We start from the raw sequence: 16,529 nt of genomic DNA, 5'->3' as shown, positions 1-16,529 counted from the left end.
CGGGGACGACGGTCAACCCGAACCGCTGCCGCCGGACCCCTCGCCGGAGCCGCCCCCGGAGCCGCCGCCGGTGGAGCCGCTGCCGCCGCCCGAACCGGACTCGCCGCCCGAACCGGAGGTCCGGCGAGGGGGCGCGGTATCGGTAGGCGCCGGGACCGGGGACGCGTTGTCCGCGATGTGGAAGGGGGTGAACTCGTTGACGACGTCGACGACGACCGATTGCGCCGGACCCGGCAACGCGTCGTGGGCCGCGGCGACCCCGGACAGACCCAAGGTCGTCCCGCCTGCGAGCAGCATGCCGACGACGATGCGCGATCGGTTGTGACGGCGCGCGAGAACATCACGGGCCAGACCGCTCACCAACAAGTCGGACAGGGCGCCGAGGGCTCCGGAGCCGACCGTCCTGCCTCCCGGTAGCAGGCTCAGGAACACGTCGCTGGTCACTGCTTTCGGGTCGTCCACCCCCCGTGCGGCCAGATAACCGGCGACGACCGGGGAGAGCTCGCGCCAGATGACCGCGAACGCGTCGCCGCGGCGGCCACCGACCAGGACGTCGTCGGTGATCTGGGTGGGCACGGCACCCTCCTGACAGGCCACGGTGCGCCACCGGACGGGGATTCCGGCGCGCACCGTGGCGGTCACTGACACTTGCCTCTACGGATCGCTGCCGGTTGGGTTCAGCCGTCTGATCCGCCGCGGGGGCCGCTGTGCTCGCCGCCCGAGCCGCTGTCGCCGCCCGAGCCGCTGTGGCCGTCGTCGCCAGATTCCGGGTTGTCAGTGCCGCTGCGATCGTCACCCGGCTCCGTCCCCCCGCCGTTGTCGTCGCCCGGCTCGAGGCCGGGATGTTCGGTCTCGCTCGCCTCACGTGACATGGGCACCGTCGACGGCGAGTTGTCGCCCCGACCGCGATCGGAGTGCACCGCCTCGCCGGGGGTTGCGTGCTCGAGAGGCTCCGTCGAAGTGGATGTGGACGGCACGGCCGTGCGGTGCTGAGCGCGGTCGTGCGGAGTGCCGGCCGACGCGCGGCGATGCCGGCGGCGGCGCAGCCCCCGATCAGGCGGCGATGGCGACGGCCTTGAGGGTGGGGCGCATGGGACCTCCGAGGTCGAACGATCTGTTCGACCCGGTAATCGCCGGACTCCGGAAAGTGGTTACGCGCTCAACCGGATCAGGCCCAGAGCTGGCCTTCCAGCCGCTCGGCCGCCTGCTGGAGGCTGCCGCTGTACGCCCCGGTGGACAGGTACTTCCAGCCGCCGTCACAGACGACGAAGGCGATGTCCCCGCGCTCGTCGCGCCCGGCCACCCGGTCCGCGATGGCCATGGCGGCATGCAAGATCGCGCCGGTCGAGATGCCGGCGAAGATGCCTTCCTGCTCGATCAGTTCGCGAGTACGGCGCAGCGCGTCGTAGGACGTCACCGAGAAGCGCGACGTCAGCACCGAGTCGTCGTAGAGCTCGGGGACGAAGCCCTCGTCGATGTTGCGCAGCCCGTACACGAGCTCTCCGTAGCGCGGCTCGGCCGCGACGATCTGGACGTCGGGCACCTTCTCGCGCAGGTAGCGGCCGGTGCCCATCAGCGTGCCGGTGGTGCCCAACCCGGCGACGAAGTGGGTGATGGTCGGCAGGTCGCGCAACAACTCCGGCCCGGTGCCCTCGTAATGCGCCTGCGCGTTCGCCGGGTTGCCGTACTGGTAGAGCATCACCCAGTCGGGATACTGCTCGGCCAATTGCTTGGCCGTCGCGACGGCCTGGTTCGAACCACCCGCGGCCGGCGAGGAGATGATCCGGGCGCCGAACATCTCGAGAAGCTGGCGCCGCTCGATGGAGGTGTTCTCCGGCATGACACAGACCAACCCGTAGCCGCGCAGCTTGGCGACCATGGCCAGCGAGATGCCGGTGTTACCGGAGGTGGGTTCGAGGATTGTGCAGCCAGGCGTCAGGCGGCCGTCGGCCTCGGCGGCGCGGATCATGGCGAGCGCCGCCCGGTCCTTGATCGACCCGGTGGGGTTGCGGTCCTCGAGCTTGGCCCAGAGCCGCACCGGCGCGTCGCCGTCCCAGCGCGGGGACAGGTGCGGCAGACCGACGAGCGGGGTGTCCCCCAGCGCGTCGATCAGCGAGTCGTACCGGGCCATCGGGGCCGGCTCCGTCAGCCGCCGGCGACCGCGGGCAGGACGGTGACGGCGTCGCCATCCTTCAGCGCGGTGTCGAGCGACCCGGTGAAGCGGACGTCCTCGTCGTTGACGTAGATGTTGACGAAGCGGTGCAGCGCGCCCTCGTCGGTGATGAGGCGGCCCTTGAGCCCGGGGTGGTTGCCGTCGAGGTCGTCGATGAGCGCGCTCAGCGTGTCACCCTTCGCCTCGACTACCTTCTCGCCGCCCGTGTAGGTCCGCAGAATGGTCGGGATCTTGACCTCGATGGCCATAGTGATGCGTACTCCTGGTTTTCGGGGGAACTACCTGTCGTATGCCAACGCCGGAACTGCCGACTATCGTCCCATCCCGTCATCGGGTGGCCAATTTCACCGCTCGACGATCTCGACCTGCTCCTCGGTGACCGTTCCGTCGACAATCCGGAACGAGCGGAATTCCGTGTCCTCGGAGCGGGTGGAAACCAGGACGTAGTGCGCGTTCGGTTCGGAGGCGTAGGAGACGTCGGTCCGGGACGGGTACGCCTCGGTCGCGGTGTGCGAGTGGTAGACGACCACCGGCTCCTCGTCGTTGGCCGCCATCTCCTTGTACAGCGCGAGGAGGTCGGCCGAATCGAATTCGTAGAACGTCGGTGACCGGGCCGCGTTCAGCATCGGCACGAAGCGCCGCGGTTCGTCGCTACCTTCCGGGCCGGCGACCACGCCGCAGGCCTCGTCCGGATGGTCGCGCCGGGCGTGGGCGAGGATCGCGTCGTGGATCGCCCGCTCGATTCGCAGCATGAGAACTGAGATTACCGGGCCGGCTCAGCCCATCAGGCCCTGGACCACCGCGTCCTGGACGGCGGTCAGCCAGTAGTAGATGACCCACGGCTGGGCCGCCGGATCGGTCGGATCGAGATCGGGCTCGTCGTCCTCGGTGATCCCGAGGCGGGTGCCGAGCGCGAGCCGGACGTCGTTGAGGACCTGGATCCATCTCCGTGCGGCGTCGGCGTCGCTCAGGTCGATGTCGGAGCCGCCGGCGAGGTCGGCCCGGCAGGCCGCGATCCGTTCCGAGCGCCCGGTCCGCAGGCTCGACTCGGTCAGCGAGCGGAACTCCGTCTCGGCCTCCGGGTCGGCCGGGTACGCAGCGGGAAAGAGCCGCTGCAGGACGGCATCGTCGGCGTCGGCGTCGCCCTCCAGGACGGCGTCGAGTTCGTCGAGCAGCATCGCCATGAGGGTCCGCTCCTCGCCTTCGAGCCGGAGCCGGAGCCGTCCGTGCCGGCGGCCGACCTTCACGTCTGTTGTTCGAGCGTCGCCCAGAGTCCGTACTCGTGCAGCGTGTGCACGTCGAGCTCCATCCGCTCCCGCGTGCCTGATGAGACCACCGCGCGACCACGGCGATGCACGTCCAACATCAACTTTTCCGCCTTGGGTTTGGGGTAACCGAACACGGTCATGAAGACGTGAGTGACGTAGGACATGAGGTTGACCGGGTCGTTCCACACGATGGTGATCCACGGCCGGTCCGGGTCGGCGACGACCTCGGCCTCGGACTGTTCGGCCGCCTCGCGCTGCGGCGTGAGTGTGCCAGCCATGACTCCATGGTGGCACGAGTGAGATGGGCCTTCGCCCGTTCGCTAGGTTGCTTCGGGTGAGCACTACGCAGGACGGTCGGCGCGCTCTACGGTTGACCGCCGTCCTGCTCGTCCTCCTCGGTGCGGGGCTCGTCCTGGTCGCATTCCGGTACCTCGACTGGTACCAGGTGCCCCACCGCGCCGACTCGGCGGGGAAGGTCACCTTCGCCACGCTGCACAGCAACGCCGACCAGTTGTCCGGCGTAGGCACCGCCACCGCCTACTTCGACTGGCTGGCCTGGTTGTTGCTGATCCTGCTGATCGGCGTCGGCATCGCCGCCAACCTGAGCGCGCCGCTGACCGACGCGCTGCGGGTAGCCGGTTTCCTGCTGGGCGTGCTCGGAGCGGCCGCGACGTATCTCGCCGTCGCCCAGCTGCACGATGCCCAGGTGGCGGCCGGCGCGCCGAAGCACAGCGTGTTCTACAACTCGAGTTGGGGTCTGTGGGCCGCGTTCATCGGTTACCTGGCCGCCGCCGCCGGTGCGGCCCTCGGCCCGCGCGCGGAGGCGCCATGACGACGGCACTGCTCACCGATCGCTACGAGCTGACGATGTTGGGCTCCGCGCTGCGCGACGGGACGGCCGAACGACACTGCTCGTTCGAGGTGTTCGCCCGCCGTCTGCCGGAAGGACGCCGCTACGGCGTCGTCGCCGGCACGGGGCGGTTGCTGGACGCGATCGCCGAATTCACCTTCGACGACGCGACCGTCGAACTGCTGTGCGGCACCGGAGTCATCGACGACCTGACGGCGCAATACCTGTCGACGTACCGGTTCGCCGGCGACGTGGACGGCTACCCCGAAGGCGAGCTGTACTTCCCGTACTCCCCCGTGCTGACGGTCACCGGCAGCTTTGCCGAGGCGGTGATCCTCGAGACGCTCGTGCTGTCGATTCTCAATCACGACTGCGCGATCGCCGCGGCCGCGGCCCGGATGGTGACGGCAGCCGCCGGCCGGCCGATCATCGAGATGGGCTCGCGTCGGACCCATGAGGAGGCGGCGGTGGCCGCGGCCCGGGCGGCCTATCTGGCCGGCTTCGCGTCCACGTCGAACCTCGAGGCGGCCCGCCGCTACAGCGTGCCCACGGCCGGGACGGCGGCGCACGCGTTCACGTTGTTGCACGACGACGAGCGCTCGGCCTTCGCGGCCCAGGTGAGCTCGATGGGGGCCGGCACGACGCTCCTCGTCGACACCTACGACATCACCCGTGGCATCGAGCTGGCGGTCGAGGTCGCCGGCCCGGCGCTCGGGGCGGTGCGCATCGACTCCGGCGACCTCGGCGTCCTCGCCAACCACGCTCGTGCCCAGCTCGACGGGCTCGGGGCGACCGGCACCAAGATCGTCGTCAGCGGTGACCTCGACGAATTCGCGATCGCCGCGCTCGCGGCGACCCCGGTCGACTCCTACGGGGCTGGGACGGCCGTGGTCACCGGGTCGGGCGCGCCGACCGCCGGCATGGTCTACAAGCTGGTGGAGGTGGACGGACGCCCGGTGGCGAAGCGGTCGGAGAGCAAGGGCAGCTCCGGCGGCCGGAAGACGGCGCTGCGGTCGTACAAGCCGTCGGGCACCGCGGTCGAGGAGATCGTATCCGCGCGCCCCGTCGAAGCCGGCGTCGGCGAGCGCCCGTTGCAGCGAGCCCTGGTGCGCGGCGGCGAGCCGGTTTCGGGCCTGCCGACGCTGACCGAATCCCGCGACCACCTCCGCGCAGCAACCGTCACGCTGCCCTGGGACGGACTGAAGCTGTCGCGGGGCGAGCCCGCCATCCCCACTCGGGTCGACGCTGCGGGCTGAGCGTGCGGGCGGGCCGGGTACCGTGCAGGTATGGCCTTGGCGATCATCGTGGTCGACGTCCAGAACGACTTCTGCGAAGGCGGCTCGCTGGCTGTCGCCGGCGGCACCGAGGTCGCGTCGGCCATCACCCGGCGAATCGGCGACGGCGGGTACGAGCACGTGGTCGCCACGCGCGACCACCACATCGACCCCGGCGACCATTTCGAAGTGTCCCCCGATTTCGTCCACACCTGGCCGCCCCACTGTGTCGTCGGCACCGCCGGGGTGGCGCTGCACCCGGACCTCGACACCACCCGGATTGAGGCGGTGTTCGACAAGGGTGAGTACGCCGCGGCGTACTCCGGATTCGAGGGTTCGAGCGACGGCGAGTCGCTGGCCGACTGGCTGCGCGGGCGTGGTGTCGACAGCGTCGAGATCATGGGCATCGCCACGGACCACTGCGTCCGCGCCACTGCGTTGGACGCCGCCCGGCTCGGCTTCGCGACCGCAGTGCGCCTGGACCTCACGGCCGGCGTGGCCGCCACCACCGTCGATGACGCGCTCGGGGCGATGCGCGAGGCCGGGGTCCGGCTGATCGGCGAGCCGATCGTCCGCGGCTAGGCGCAACCCTTACCGAATCGCGCGCGGCAGGCTACGTTGCTGGCCATGACGACGGGCGATTACGGGGATCAGCCGGGACAGCCACAGTACGGCCAACAGCCCGGGCAGCCGCAGTACGGCCAACAGCCCGGGCAGCCGCAGTACGGCCAACAGCCCGGGCAGCCGCAGTACGGCCAGCCGCCGGCCCAGGGCTACGGCCCGCAGGCGGGCGCCCCGCAGTACGGGGGCTATGGACCGCCGGCGGCCTACAGCGGCCCGCCGCCCAGCGGCGAGACGTACGGCGTCGTCGCCGGCGTGCTCGCCGTCGCCGCCGCGGTGCTCGGCGTCCTGTCGCTGACAGTGATCGACTGGTTCAGCGGGCACGACCAGTCGCACTTCTCCGACGTCCGCAAGGTCGTGACCTCCGAGCAGACCAAGCAGTACGCAACCGGGCTGGCCAAGGTCTTCTACGGGTGGCTGGCCTGGGTGCTCTTGGCCGTCGTGGTGATCGCCGCTCTAATCGCCGCGGCCCCGAACATCGGCCGGCCGTTCCGCGCGATCGGGGCGGTCCTCGCGCTGGCCTCGATCGTGATCACCTTCCTGGCCCTGAAGTTCTTCAGCGACAAGGCCGGCAACATCGATGCCGAGTTCAAGGGCTACAGCACGTACCTCAAGCACGCCCGGGCCGGCTTCTGGATGCTTGTCGCCGCCTTCGTGCTGGCGGGCATCGCCGCGGCGATCGGGGCCCGGCGCAGCGCCGCGGGCCGCCGTTAGCCGAGCCGGTCAGCCGCTCGGGTCGGCCGCCTCCTGCACGTCGTCGCCGGAGATGCCGAGGACGAACAGGACAGTGTCCAGGTAAGGCAGGTTCACCGCAGTGTCGGCGGCGTCGCGCAGGGCCGACTTGGCGTTGAACGCCACGCCCAGGCCGGCGGCCTCCAGCATGTCGATGTCGTTCGCGCCGTCACCCACGGCGACCGTCTGCGACAGGGGAACGCCGAACTTCTCGGCGAACCGGCGCAGGGCCGACGCCTTGCCGGGACGGTCGACGATCGCGCCGAGGATGCGTCCCGTCACCACCCCGTCGACGACTTCGAGTTCGTTGGCGGCGGCAAAGTCGAGCCCCAGCTCGTCGACGAAGCGGTCGGTGACGAAGGTGAACCCGCCGCTCACCACCCCGACTTGATAGCCGAGCCGGCGCAGCGTGCGCACGAACGTCCGCGCGCCGGGGGTGAGTCGCAGGTCGTCGCGGACCGCGTGCAGGTCGGCAGTGGTGAGGCCGGCCAGCAGCGATACCCGCGCGCGCAGGGAGGCCTCGAAGTCCAGCTGTCCGGCCATGGCCCGCTCGGTGATCGCGGCAACCTCGTCGCCGACCCCGGCGCGGCCGGCCAGCACGTCAATGGCCTCGTCCTGGATGAGCGTCGAGTCGACGTCGAGCACCACGAGGCGTTTCGCCCGCCGGCGCAGTCCGGCCGGCTCCACCGCGATGTCCAGACCGGTCTCTTCGGCGGCCCGGACGAGACGGGCCCGCAGCTCGACCGGGTCCGGCGCCCGGACGATCATCTCGAGGCTGGCCGCCGGTTCGGTCGAGAGCTGGGTGACCGTCTCGATGCTGGCGCCCACGTCGGTGATCCGTTGGGCCACCTGGCTCAACGCGCCTGGTCGAAGAGGATGCCCGATCACGATGACGTGACTGCGGCTGGCCCGATCGGCCGGCCGGTGCGTACTGGGGCTGTCGGCGACGGCCACCTCGCTCTCCATGCCGAGCGCGCGCGCCGCTTGGGTCACCGAGTTGCGCAGCGCGCTCGCGTCGCCGCGCAGATCGAACAGGACCGCGAGGATGAGGCGGTCCCGGATGACGACCTGCTCGACGTCGCGGACGTCGACGTCGTGGGCGGCGAGAGCGGCGAAGAACGACGCCGTCACCCCCGGGCGATCACGCCCGGAGATGGTGGCGAGCACCGATGTCGGTTCCATGGGTTGACCCGTCGGTCGCGCGATGCGACCGACCGCGGGCTAGGAGGGGTCGACGTCCCGCTGGCCCTGCCGCGGCCCGGCTGAACCCACTGCGGCCGAGACCGGGTGGCCCTCGGGGTTGCTCTTGCGTCCACCCGCATGCGCTTCGCGCTCGAGGCGCTCGAGCAGGTGCGGGTAGTGCGCCTCGAATGCGGGCCGCTCGGAGCGGATGCGCGGGATCGAGGTGAAGTTGTGCCGCGGCGGCGGGCTGGACGTCGCCCACTCGAGGGAGTTGCCGAAACCCCATGGATCGTCGGCCGTGACGATCTCACCGAAGCGGTAGGAGCGGTACATGTTCCAGATGAACGGGATCAGCGACGCCCCGAGCACGAGGGAACCGATCGTCGAGAACGTGTTGAGGAACGTGAACCCGTCCGTCGGCAGGTAGTCGACGTAGCGGCGCGGCATGCCCTTGGCCCCCAGCCAGTGCTGGACGAGGAAGGTCATGTGGAAGCCGATGAACGTCATCCAGAAGTGCAGCTTGCCCAGCCGCTCGTCGAGGTACCGGCCGACGAACTTCGGGAACCAGAAGTAGATCCCCGAGTACACCGCGAACACGATCGTGCCGAACAGCACGTAGTGGAAGTGGGCGATGACGAAGTAGGAGTCGGCGACGTGGAAGTCGATCGGCGGGCTCGCCAGCAGCACACCGGTGAGACCACCGAACAGGAACGTGACCAGGAACCCGATCGCGAAGATCATCGGTGTTTCGAAGCTGACCGCCCCGCCCCACATGGTGCCGATCCAGTTGAAGAACTTGATACCCGTCGGCACCGCGATCAGGAACGTCATCACGCTGAAGAAAGGCAGGAGAACGGCGCCGGTGGTGAACATGTGGTGCGCCCACACGGTCAAGGACAGCGCGGCGATCGACAGCGTCGCCAGCACGATGCCCTTGTAGCCGAACAGCGGCTTGCGGCTGAAGACGGGAATGACCTCGGTGATGATGCCGAAGAACGGCAACGCGACGATGTAGACCTCGGGGTGGCCGAAGAACCAGAACAGGTGCTGCCAAAGGATGGCGCCGCCGTTGTTCGGTTCGAAGACCTGCGAATGCAGATGTCGGTCGGCGTAGAGAACGAGCAGCGCGGCCGTGAGGATCGGGAACGCGAGCAGCACCAGCAGGCTGGTGACGAGGATGTTCCAGGTGAAGATCGGCATCCGGAACATGGTCATCCCGGGCGCGCGCAGCGTGATCACCGTGGTGACCATGTTGACGCCGCCGAGGATGGTGCCCAGCCCGGACAGGGCCAGGCCGAGGATCCACAGGTCGGCGCCGACACCCGGCGAGTTCACCGCGTTGGTCAGCGGCGAATAGGCGTACCACCCGAAGTCGGCCGCGCCGTTCGGGGTGAAGAAGCCGACGTTGGCAGTGATGGCCCCGAACAGGTAGAGCCAGTACGAGAAGGCGTTCAGTCGCGGGAACGCGACGTCGGGCGAGCCGATCTGCAGCGGCAGCACGAGGTTGGCGAAGGCGAAGACGATCGGCGTCGCGAAGAACAGCAGCATGATCGTGCCGTGCATCGTGAACAACTGGTTGTACTGCTCCTGCGACAGGAATTGCCGACCCGGCCGGGCCAGTTCGAGGCGCATGATCAGCGCCATCACGCCGCCGACGGCGAAGAAGAAGAGCGAGGAGACCAGGTACAACCGGCCGATCATCTTCGGATCGGTGGTGCGCAGCAGTTGGCCGAACATCGAACCCTTGGCCGCCGAGTGCTCGGGGAACGGCCGGGCGACGATGGGCCGGGGACCGAACGAATCCGGCAGACCAGCCGGAGTGGGCTCGGCAGTGGTCGTCACGCTGCCTCCAGGCTGCGGGTATCGGGTGGGCCTTCCCTCGCAGAATAGTTCCTAGTCCGATCACGCGCCGCACCGGGCGGGGTGAGTCGACCTTGTAAGGCCCGTGTGAAATAACGCCATCCTCATATACGCTCTTTGCGGCGTTCGTGCGGATCGAAATCGGTCCGACACGCCGGTCCGCGTCGGTCGGCCCCCGAAGCGGACAGTTGGGGCAAAGGAGGTCGTATGGCAGCGCGCTGGCAGAACCCGTCGGCCTACCGCGACGACCCGGCCGCCGCGCCTGCACTGACCCCCAGCCGGCGACAGACGATCGCCCTCCTCGCCGTCCTCGCCCTCGCCGTCGGTGCAGTGGCCGTGGCGTCGTATCTCGTCCGTCCCGAGAAGGCGCGGGCCTTCGACCTGTTCCACGGTTCGCTGTTCCTGGCCGATCAGAAGTCGCCGGTGGCCGTCGACCTCGCGACCGGCAAGCCGACCCTGCGGTTGCTCGGCGCGGACAAGCAGGTCGGTATCACGGGCAACCAGCCGCTCGGCGTCGTCCCCATGGACGGGCGAACTCTGCTGGTCAACGAGGCGAGCGGCGAGTTCAACATGGTCGACCGCGGCGGCTTCGTGGTGAAGCACGACGGCGGCGTCCCACTGGCGAAGCGCTCCGGCGTGACCGCGGCCTTCGGTGTGGCGGCCGGGAACGGTCAGGCCTACATCGTGCGGACCGGACCCACCGGCGGCACCGACGTCTATCTCGTGAACCAACCCACCGTCGAATCGGCGATCAACGCGACCCGCAGCGTCCGGCCCCGGGCCAGCACGTCGATGGACGGCACGAGCAGCACGGGCACGGGCGCGGCCGCGGCCGCCGACGGCGACCTGTGGCTGCTCGTGGGCGGACCGGCCGGCAGCGGCGCTCACACCATCCGCAGCCTGAGCGTGCCGGAAGGCAGCAGCGCCGGCGCGGTGCTGAGCCCGTCCGATCACGGGCTCGTGCAAGGTCCGGCGGCCGTCGGCACGGCAACGGCCGGGCGCGACGGCAGCGGCCGCACGACGGCGGCCGTCGCCTCAGCGGACCGGATCCAGCTGTTGGTTCCAGGAGCGGGTCCCCGGACGCTCACCTACGGCGCACCGGCCGGAGTCGACGCGGTGCTGCCCACGACCAACGGCCAGGGAACGGCCGCCTTTCTCCTGCACGGCGCCGACGGCTGGAGCGTCGTATCGGTGGGCGCCGACGGTTCGCACCTGCGCGGGCCGCACCGCGTCGTCGGCCTGCCGGCTGACGCCCGGATCGGCTCCCCCGCCGCGAGCCGCGGCGCGCTGTACGCCATCGAGCGCAACGGCACCGGACAGATCTACCGGATCAATTTCGACGGCACCGCCGGGCCGGTTGCCGGGGCCGGCTCCTACCCGCTCAGCTCCTTCGGCGGCCGGATCGTCGAGCAGTCCGACTTCTCCGACGCGTACGCGGTCGGGCGCGGCTCGCGGGTCGTCTTCAACTCGGCCAGCCACGCGAACGCGCTGATCCTCTTCACCGACGGCAGTCACGCGCCCCTGCGGATCGCGAAGAGCTCGGCCGTCACCATCAACGCGGCCGGCGGGGCCGAGGCGTTGACCAGGAGCACGGCGAACCCCAACAAGCTGGCCGGCGTGGAGCCGCCGCCCGGCGCCGTGAAACCCAAGCCGCTGGAGGGTGCACCGGTCAACGACAAGATCGACTGCAAGACGGCGCAACAGAAGCCGCACATCCCGGTGATCACCTCAGCGGTGCCGGGCTCGCGCACCGTGGCCCTGGTCTGGAGCTATCCGTTGCTCGACAACCAGGACTGCTATCCCAGCACCTTCGTGATCAGCGTGAAGTTGCTGAGCAACAACGCTCCGTCGCCGCCTTCCTCGGTGACTGTGCAGGCCCAGACCGGGACGAACCTGAGCGGGCTGTTCCCGTCGACGCAGTACGAGATCAGCGTCGCCGCCTTCATCAACGGCGTGGGCACTCCGTCGGTCCCGCTGCGCATCACGACCGGGCCCGAGGGGCCGGCGGCACCGGACGGGCTGGCCGTGAGCGCCGACTCGTCGGGCAACTGGCACATCAGCTGGAACTCCTGCGGCAGCGTGAGCCACGGTTGTGTCCCGGCGCAGAGCTGGACCGTGACGCCGAGCTACTGCGACGACCGCGGGGTGTCTTCCGCGCCGGCATCGATGACGGTCACCGCCGATCCCACGGCTCGACAACAGCCGCCGGCGACCTACCGGGGCAGCGCGGACCTGCTGGGCCGGGGGTTGCAGTTCCAGGTGCAGGGCACCGGTGACGCCGGGCAGGCCGGGACCCCGTCGGCGACGAGCGCGTGCGTGTACAGCTGGACGCCGCCGGTGGCCGGGGCGTTGAGCATCCAGGCCAGCTCGCCGCCGCAGACAGCCGGCAGCAACGCCTCGACGTCGACCACGGTCACCGTCAAGTTCGCGCACGGCCAGACCACCGACCTCGGCGGAGTCGGCGGCACGTTGACGTACCAGCTCTTCGCCGGCGGCACGCTGGTGAGCAGGACCGGCCCGACGACCGACCCGTCGGTGTCGTTGAGCGGCATCCGCGCCGGCATCAAGTACCAGGTCAAGGTCCTCGCCAGCCCACCGCGCCACCCTGATGTGGTGATGACCGTGGGCCCGGCGGACGTCCAGCCGGCCATCGCCGAGTGGCCCTTGGTGACGGTCAGCCGGGTGAGCTTCGACGCTCCCGCCGGCCTGTCCGGCACCCTGCACGTCGGGTTGGACGTGCCGGCCGGTACCGACAGCCGCGGCGAGACCTTTCAGCTGGTGAACAGCCGCGTCCTCTGCGGGAACACCGGCGCCGACCTGAACCGGTCCGACGTCCCCCCGGGCGGCGACCTGACGTTCTCGATCGACCGGGCCGCGGTGAGCGGTGACGACTGCCGGGTCACCGTCCAATTGGCCCAGGACCCGCGCACGGCGACCGATCCCCCGCTCTATGGAGCCGGCTACTCGCGCGCCAGCACCTCGTCGTCGTTCGTCATTCCGCCTCCGTCGCTGACGTCGACCGAGAGCGACTTCAGCGCGCGATGGGCTGGGTCGACCGGGCATCCGCAGATCGTGGTGAGCTACCACGGAGGCGATCCGCTCTCGGGCGCGAGCGACTGGCAGATGACCGTGGGCAACGGCTCCGGCACAACGTGCGGCAGCGGGACCGCCGCGCCTCCGGCGACGATCGACGTGGACAAGAGCTGCGTCCGGTCCGGTGGCACGTTCACCGTCGACATCACATACCGCTACTTCATCCTGGCTCAGGCGCACTTCGTCGTGACCGTTGGCGGGACCGCACCGCAACCCGTGGATTCGACGAAGATCTCCTTCGCCGCGGCGTGGAACGACAACGCCCAACTGCCCCAGGTCGACCTGACCTACACCGGGACCGAGGACGCCGGGTCGCTCGCGGCGTTGTCATGGACGGAGACGGTCAAGTCGGGCGCGAGCGTCTGCGGGACGGGCAATGACAATCCCGGAACCTCGTCCGCACGGATCACCGTGGATCTGAGCACGTGCCCGCCGGTCGTGGACGGGAACCCGGCCGTCTACATCGTGGACATATCGTTCACCGACCCCAACTACGGTCAAACCGGCAACTACAGCTACACGGTCAGCGGCAGTCCGCCGACGTGAGCGCACCAACTGAGGAGAAGTGAACCCTTGAGCAGTCCGGCCGACGGCATCCCCCGCGTGGCGCACGACGTCGAGCGGCTCTGCCACAACATGGGCTACGTGATCCAGGGCAAGCCCGAGGTCGTGCGCAACGCCGTCGTGTGCCTGCTTGCGGAGGGCCATCTGCTCCTCGAGGACGTCCCTGGCACGGGAAAGACCTCGCTGGCCCGGGCGCTGGCGTCGTCCATCTCCCTGGTCTGGCACCGCATCCAGTTCACTCCGGACCTGCTGCCGTCGGACGTCACCGGCGTGTCCATCTACAACCAGCAGACGGGTGAGTTCGAGTTCAAGCCCGGCCCCGTGTTCGCCAACATCGTGCTCGGCGACGAGATCAACCGCGCGTCGCCGAAGACGCAGTCCGCGCTGCTCGAGGTGATGGAAGAGGGCACGCTCACCGCCGACGGTGTCGAGCACCAGATGTCGCGCCCGTTCATGGTCGTCGCCACCCAGAACCCGATCGACATGGAGGGCACCTACGTCCTGCCCGAAGCGCAGCTCGACCGCTTCCTCATGAAGCTGACCGTGGGCTACCCCACCGCCGACTCCGAGGCGGAGATCCTCAGGGTGCAGAAGATGGGGTCGACGGTGGCGCATCTGAAGCCGGTGCTCACCGCGCACGACGTGGTCGCCATGATCGAGATGGTCAAGCAGGTCGAGATCGCCCCCGCCCTGGAGCAGTACATCGTGGGGATCGCGACCGCGACCCGATCGATGTCGGAACTGCGGCTCGGTGTGTCGCCGCGCGGCAGCCTCGCCCTGCTTCGGGCGGCCCGCGCCTGCGCGGCCGCCGACGGGCGGCCGTTCGTGACGCCGGAGGACGTCAAGACGATGGCTCCGGTCGTGCTCGCCCACCGCGTGATCCTGCAGCCGGATGCCGAACTGCAGGGCCGCACCGGCAGCGAACTGATCGCCCGCGCGGTGCAGTCCGTGCCGGTGCCCCGCGCCGTACCGGCGTAGGCCCTCGACGATGACCCTGTTCGGATTCGGCGCGCTGCTGGCCGGCCTGGCCGCGCTGGCGACGGGCCTCACGCTGGACTGGTTGTCCTTCGATCTGCTCGGGCTCGGGCTGCTGGCCGTCGTCGTGCTCGGCTTCGCCACGGTCGCCCGGCCGTCGCGACTCGTCATCGACCGCGAGATCCAGCCGCCGCGCGTGCCCAAGGGATCGCCGGCCATCGCGTTCCTCACCTTCGCCAACCGCGGCCGGCGGACGGTGCCAGTCGCGGTGGCGACCCAGCCGTTCGGTACGCAGCGGGTCCGCACGGTGATCCCGAAGCTGCGCGGCGGTGAGCGGGGCACCCGCGCCTATCGCCTGCCGACGACCCAGCGCGGGATCTTCGACGTGGCTCCGGTCGAGGTCACCCGCCGCGACGCGTTCGAGCTGTTCCGCATGTCGCGCAGGCACGGGCGGACCGAGCGCATCTGGGTCTATCCGCGGGTGCTCGGGTTCCGTCCACTGCCGACCGGCCAGACGCAGCACCTCGAGGGGCCGTCGTCGGACACGTCCCCGCAGGGCAACATCACCTTCCACCGCCTTCGTGACTACGTCGCCGGTGACGATCTGCGACTGGTGCACTGGCGATCGTCGGCGCGGGCCGGCAAATTGCTCGTCAAGCACAACGTCGACACGTCCCAGCCGTACTCGGTGGTGGTGTTCGACCAGCGCCCCGGTCTGTACACCGAGGAATCCTTCGAGCAGGCGGTCGACGTCGTCGCGTCCGTGCTGGTGGCCTCGGCCGTGAACAAGGCGCCGGTCGAGTTGCGGCTGACCGATGGCACGGTGATCGGTGGCCCGCGCGTCCGCGACGTCACCGCGCTGATCGATCACATGACCGGCGTCCGGCCCGACCCGGGCGGCTCGCTGCAGCCGCACCTGCTGACGCTGCGCCGTACGCGCGGCGGGACATCGCTGGTCGTCGTGACCGGCGCCCTCGATCTCGACGACCTGCCCTACGTGGCGACGCTGCGCCGGCGATTCGATCGGCTCGTGGTTGTGTCCGTCGACAGCGAGTCGCGGCCGCCCATCGACTTCCCCGGCGTCCGGGTGATCGTCGGCCGCGACGCCGACGCGGTCCTGGCGGCATGGAACCTGCAGGCGCACACATGACAGGTGGCTTGATCAGGCGGGCAATCCCGTATTCGCTGCTGCCGTTGTCGCTCGTCGCCTGTGCTCTGGCCAGCGCGCCCTGGCTGCGTGCCTTCCCCGCGGCGGTGATGTCCCTACCCCTCTTCGGCGCGGCCGTGCTCAGCGTGCTCGTGCCCTTGGTCGTCGTGGGTATCGGCGTCCGCGCGCTGTGGCTGAGCGCCCTGCTCGATGTGGTGTTGCTCGTCTTCTACGAACTGCTGGTCACACTGCGCGAGCCGGTCGGGTTCTCCGGGCTGTACACCGGTCTCGTCCGCGGGCCCTCGCAGATCCTCACCTTCGCCTTGCCGCTGGTCAGCCCGCGAACGCTGCTGGTCGCGCCGGTCGCGCTCTGCTGGGTCGCTGGTGCGCTACTCGGGGAATGCGTCGCCCGCGGGTGGCAATCCGTCCTGCCCTACGTCGGCCTGCTCGTGACGTTCGGACTGGCCTACGCGGGCACCGCCCGAGCCGTATCGAGCACGGCCGACGGCCGGCGCTACGACACTCTGCTGGGCGCCGGGTTGTTGGCATCGCTTCTGCTCCTTCGTGCGGCGCAGGCCTGGGTCGCCCAGGATCAGAGCGCCGAGCAGACCCAGCCCGACGGAGTGCTACCCCTACGCGGGTTGGTGATCGGCGCCGCGGTCTCGATCGTCGTCGCGCTCGCCGGGGCCGGGTTGGGCCAGTCATCGGCGTTTCCCGGACGGCCGGTGAAGCCCGCCCGCGTTCCCCCCGTCGACCAGAGCCGACCGCTCACCCCCGTCTCCTTCGTCGG

General features: G+C 69.9%; 17 protein-coding genes. 8 read left to right on the top strand and 9 right to left on the bottom strand.

Features of this window, described 5'->3' with window-relative positions; genetic code table 11:
• Positions 1-12: 12 nt before the first annotated feature.
• The 7 genes from ABR571_RS18165 to clpS form a co-directional block, all read right to left on the bottom strand.
• On the bottom strand, positions 13-576 hold the full coding sequence (locus ABR571_RS18165; RefSeq protein WP_409454620.1) for a hypothetical protein: 564 nt from the start codon (positions 574-576) through the stop codon (positions 13-15).
• Positions 577-677: 101 nt separating this feature from the next.
• Positions 678-872, bottom strand: coding sequence for a hypothetical protein (locus ABR571_RS18160; RefSeq protein ID WP_409454619.1), 195 nt, complete (start codon positions 870-872; stop codon positions 678-680).
• Positions 873-1,168: 296 nt separating this feature from the next.
• Positions 1,169-2,131 carry a PLP-dependent cysteine synthase family protein gene (locus tag ABR571_RS18155; RefSeq protein ID WP_409454618.1) on the bottom strand — a complete coding sequence of 321 codons (963 nt, stop codon included), beginning with the start codon at positions 2,129-2,131 and terminating at the stop codon, positions 1,169-1,171.
• A 14-nt stretch (positions 2,132-2,145) separates the two neighbouring features.
• Positions 2,146-2,421, bottom strand: coding sequence for a MoaD/ThiS family protein (locus tag ABR571_RS18150; protein WP_409454617.1), 276 nt, complete (start codon positions 2,419-2,421; stop codon positions 2,146-2,148).
• A 96-nt stretch (positions 2,422-2,517) separates the two neighbouring features.
• Positions 2,518-2,925, bottom strand: a complete 408-nt coding sequence (locus ABR571_RS18145) for a Mov34/MPN/PAD-1 family protein (RefSeq protein WP_409454616.1) — start codon at positions 2,923-2,925, stop codon at positions 2,518-2,520.
• A 24-nt stretch (positions 2,926-2,949) separates the two neighbouring features.
• Complete coding sequence (locus ABR571_RS18140) at positions 2,950-3,420, bottom strand: DUF2017 family protein (protein WP_409454615.1); 471 nt, start codon at positions 3,418-3,420, stop codon at positions 2,950-2,952.
• Positions 3,417-3,719 carry an ATP-dependent Clp protease adapter ClpS gene (clpS, locus tag ABR571_RS18135; protein WP_409454614.1) on the bottom strand — a complete coding sequence of 101 codons (303 nt, stop codon included), beginning with the start codon at positions 3,717-3,719 and terminating at the stop codon, positions 3,417-3,419. Before clpS ends, ABR571_RS18140 begins: the two co-directional genes overlap by 4 nt.
• A 56-nt stretch (positions 3,720-3,775) precedes the next feature.
• Between clpS and ABR571_RS18130 the strand changes: the two genes are divergently transcribed.
• Genes ABR571_RS18130 through ABR571_RS18115 form a run of 4 tightly spaced genes read left to right on the top strand, consistent with a single transcriptional unit; the run spans position 3,776 to position 6,900 of the window.
• Positions 3,776-4,273 (top strand): hypothetical protein, encoded by a 498-nt coding sequence (locus tag ABR571_RS18130; RefSeq protein WP_409454613.1) that lies wholly within the window; start codon positions 3,776-3,778, stop codon positions 4,271-4,273.
• The gene (locus tag ABR571_RS18125; protein WP_409454612.1) at positions 4,270-5,547 is read left to right on the top strand and encodes a nicotinate phosphoribosyltransferase; all 1,278 of its coding nucleotides are present in this window, start codon (positions 4,270-4,272) and stop codon (positions 5,545-5,547) included. Before ABR571_RS18130 ends, ABR571_RS18125 begins: the two co-directional genes overlap by 4 nt.
• Before the next feature lie 30 nt (positions 5,548-5,577).
• Positions 5,578-6,147, top strand: coding sequence for an isochorismatase family protein (locus ABR571_RS18120; RefSeq protein ID WP_409454611.1), 570 nt, complete (start codon positions 5,578-5,580; stop codon positions 6,145-6,147).
• 45 nt (positions 6,148-6,192) lie between these two features.
• On the top strand, positions 6,193-6,900 hold the full coding sequence (locus ABR571_RS18115) for a hypothetical protein (RefSeq protein ID WP_409454610.1): 708 nt from the start codon (positions 6,193-6,195) through the stop codon (positions 6,898-6,900).
• A 9-nt stretch (positions 6,901-6,909) separates the two neighbouring features.
• On the opposite strand, the gene serB is transcribed toward ABR571_RS18115, so the two are convergent.
• Together serB and ctaD are read right to left on the bottom strand one after the other, a co-directional pair.
• Complete coding sequence (gene serB, locus ABR571_RS18110) at positions 6,910-8,100, bottom strand: phosphoserine phosphatase SerB (protein WP_409454609.1); 1,191 nt, start codon at positions 8,098-8,100, stop codon at positions 6,910-6,912.
• Between the two features lie 39 nt (positions 8,101-8,139).
• A complete protein-coding gene (gene ctaD, locus ABR571_RS18105; RefSeq protein ID WP_409454632.1) occupies positions 8,140-9,909 on the bottom strand; it encodes a cytochrome c oxidase subunit I in 1,770 nt (589 codons plus the stop codon).
• Positions 9,910-10,167: 258 nt separating this feature from the next.
• Here ctaD and ABR571_RS18100 point away from each other — a divergent pair, with 258 nt between their 5' ends.
• The 4 genes from ABR571_RS18100 to ABR571_RS18085 form a co-directional block, all read left to right on the top strand.
• Positions 10,168-13,599, top strand: a complete 3,432-nt coding sequence (locus tag ABR571_RS18100; RefSeq protein ID WP_409454608.1) for a fibronectin type III domain-containing protein — start codon at positions 10,168-10,170, stop codon at positions 13,597-13,599.
• Positions 13,600-13,626: 27 nt separating this feature from the next.
• Complete coding sequence (locus ABR571_RS18095) at positions 13,627-14,595, top strand: AAA family ATPase (protein WP_409454607.1); 969 nt, start codon at positions 13,627-13,629, stop codon at positions 14,593-14,595.
• A 10-nt stretch (positions 14,596-14,605) separates the two neighbouring features.
• Positions 14,606-15,742, top strand: a complete 1,137-nt coding sequence (locus ABR571_RS18090) for a DUF58 domain-containing protein (RefSeq protein WP_409454606.1) — start codon at positions 14,606-14,608, stop codon at positions 15,740-15,742.
• On the top strand, positions 15,739-16,529 hold a 791-nt coding region (locus tag ABR571_RS18085; RefSeq protein WP_409454605.1), incomplete at its 3' end, for a hypothetical protein. The genes ABR571_RS18090 and ABR571_RS18085, both read left to right, overlap by 4 nt.

The organism is Jatrophihabitans sp. (assembly GCF_046262535.1).
Lineage (GTDB): Bacteria > Actinomycetota > Actinomycetes > Mycobacteriales > Jatrophihabitantaceae > Jatrophihabitans.
This window is presented reverse-complemented; position numbering and strand designations above follow the sequence as displayed.

What these genes read in the sequence shown, in the direction of transcription:
- ABR571_RS18160 (WP_409454619.1), bottom strand. Translation starts at nt 872, where the DNA reads ATGTCACGTGAGGCGAGCGAGACCGAACATCCCGGCCTCGAGCCGGGC.
- ABR571_RS18155 (WP_409454618.1), bottom strand. Translation starts at nt 2,131, where the DNA reads ATGGCCCGGTACGACTCGCTGATCGACGCGCTGGGGGACACCCCGCTC.
- ABR571_RS18150 (WP_409454617.1), bottom strand. Translation starts at nt 2,421, where the DNA reads ATGGCCATCGAGGTCAAGATCCCGACCATTCTGCGGACCTACACGGGC.
- ABR571_RS18145 (WP_409454616.1), bottom strand. Translation starts at nt 2,925, where the DNA reads ATGCTGCGAATCGAGCGGGCGATCCACGACGCGATCCTCGCCCACGCC.
- clpS (WP_409454614.1), bottom strand. Translation starts at nt 3,719, where the DNA reads ATGGCTGGCACACTCACGCCGCAGCGCGAGGCGGCCGAACAGTCCGAG.
- ABR571_RS18125 (WP_409454612.1), top strand. Translation starts at nt 4,270, where the DNA reads ATGACGACGGCACTGCTCACCGATCGCTACGAGCTGACGATGTTGGGC.
- ABR571_RS18120 (WP_409454611.1), top strand. Translation starts at nt 5,578, where the DNA reads ATGGCCTTGGCGATCATCGTGGTCGACGTCCAGAACGACTTCTGCGAA.
- ABR571_RS18115 (WP_409454610.1), top strand. Translation starts at nt 6,193, where the DNA reads ATGACGACGGGCGATTACGGGGATCAGCCGGGACAGCCACAGTACGGC.
- serB (WP_409454609.1), bottom strand. Translation starts at nt 8,100, where the DNA reads ATGGAACCGACATCGGTGCTCGCCACCATCTCCGGGCGTGATCGCCCG.
- ABR571_RS18100 (WP_409454608.1), top strand. Translation starts at nt 10,168, where the DNA reads ATGGCAGCGCGCTGGCAGAACCCGTCGGCCTACCGCGACGACCCGGCC.
- ABR571_RS18090 (WP_409454606.1), top strand. Translation starts at nt 14,606, where the DNA reads ATGACCCTGTTCGGATTCGGCGCGCTGCTGGCCGGCCTGGCCGCGCTG.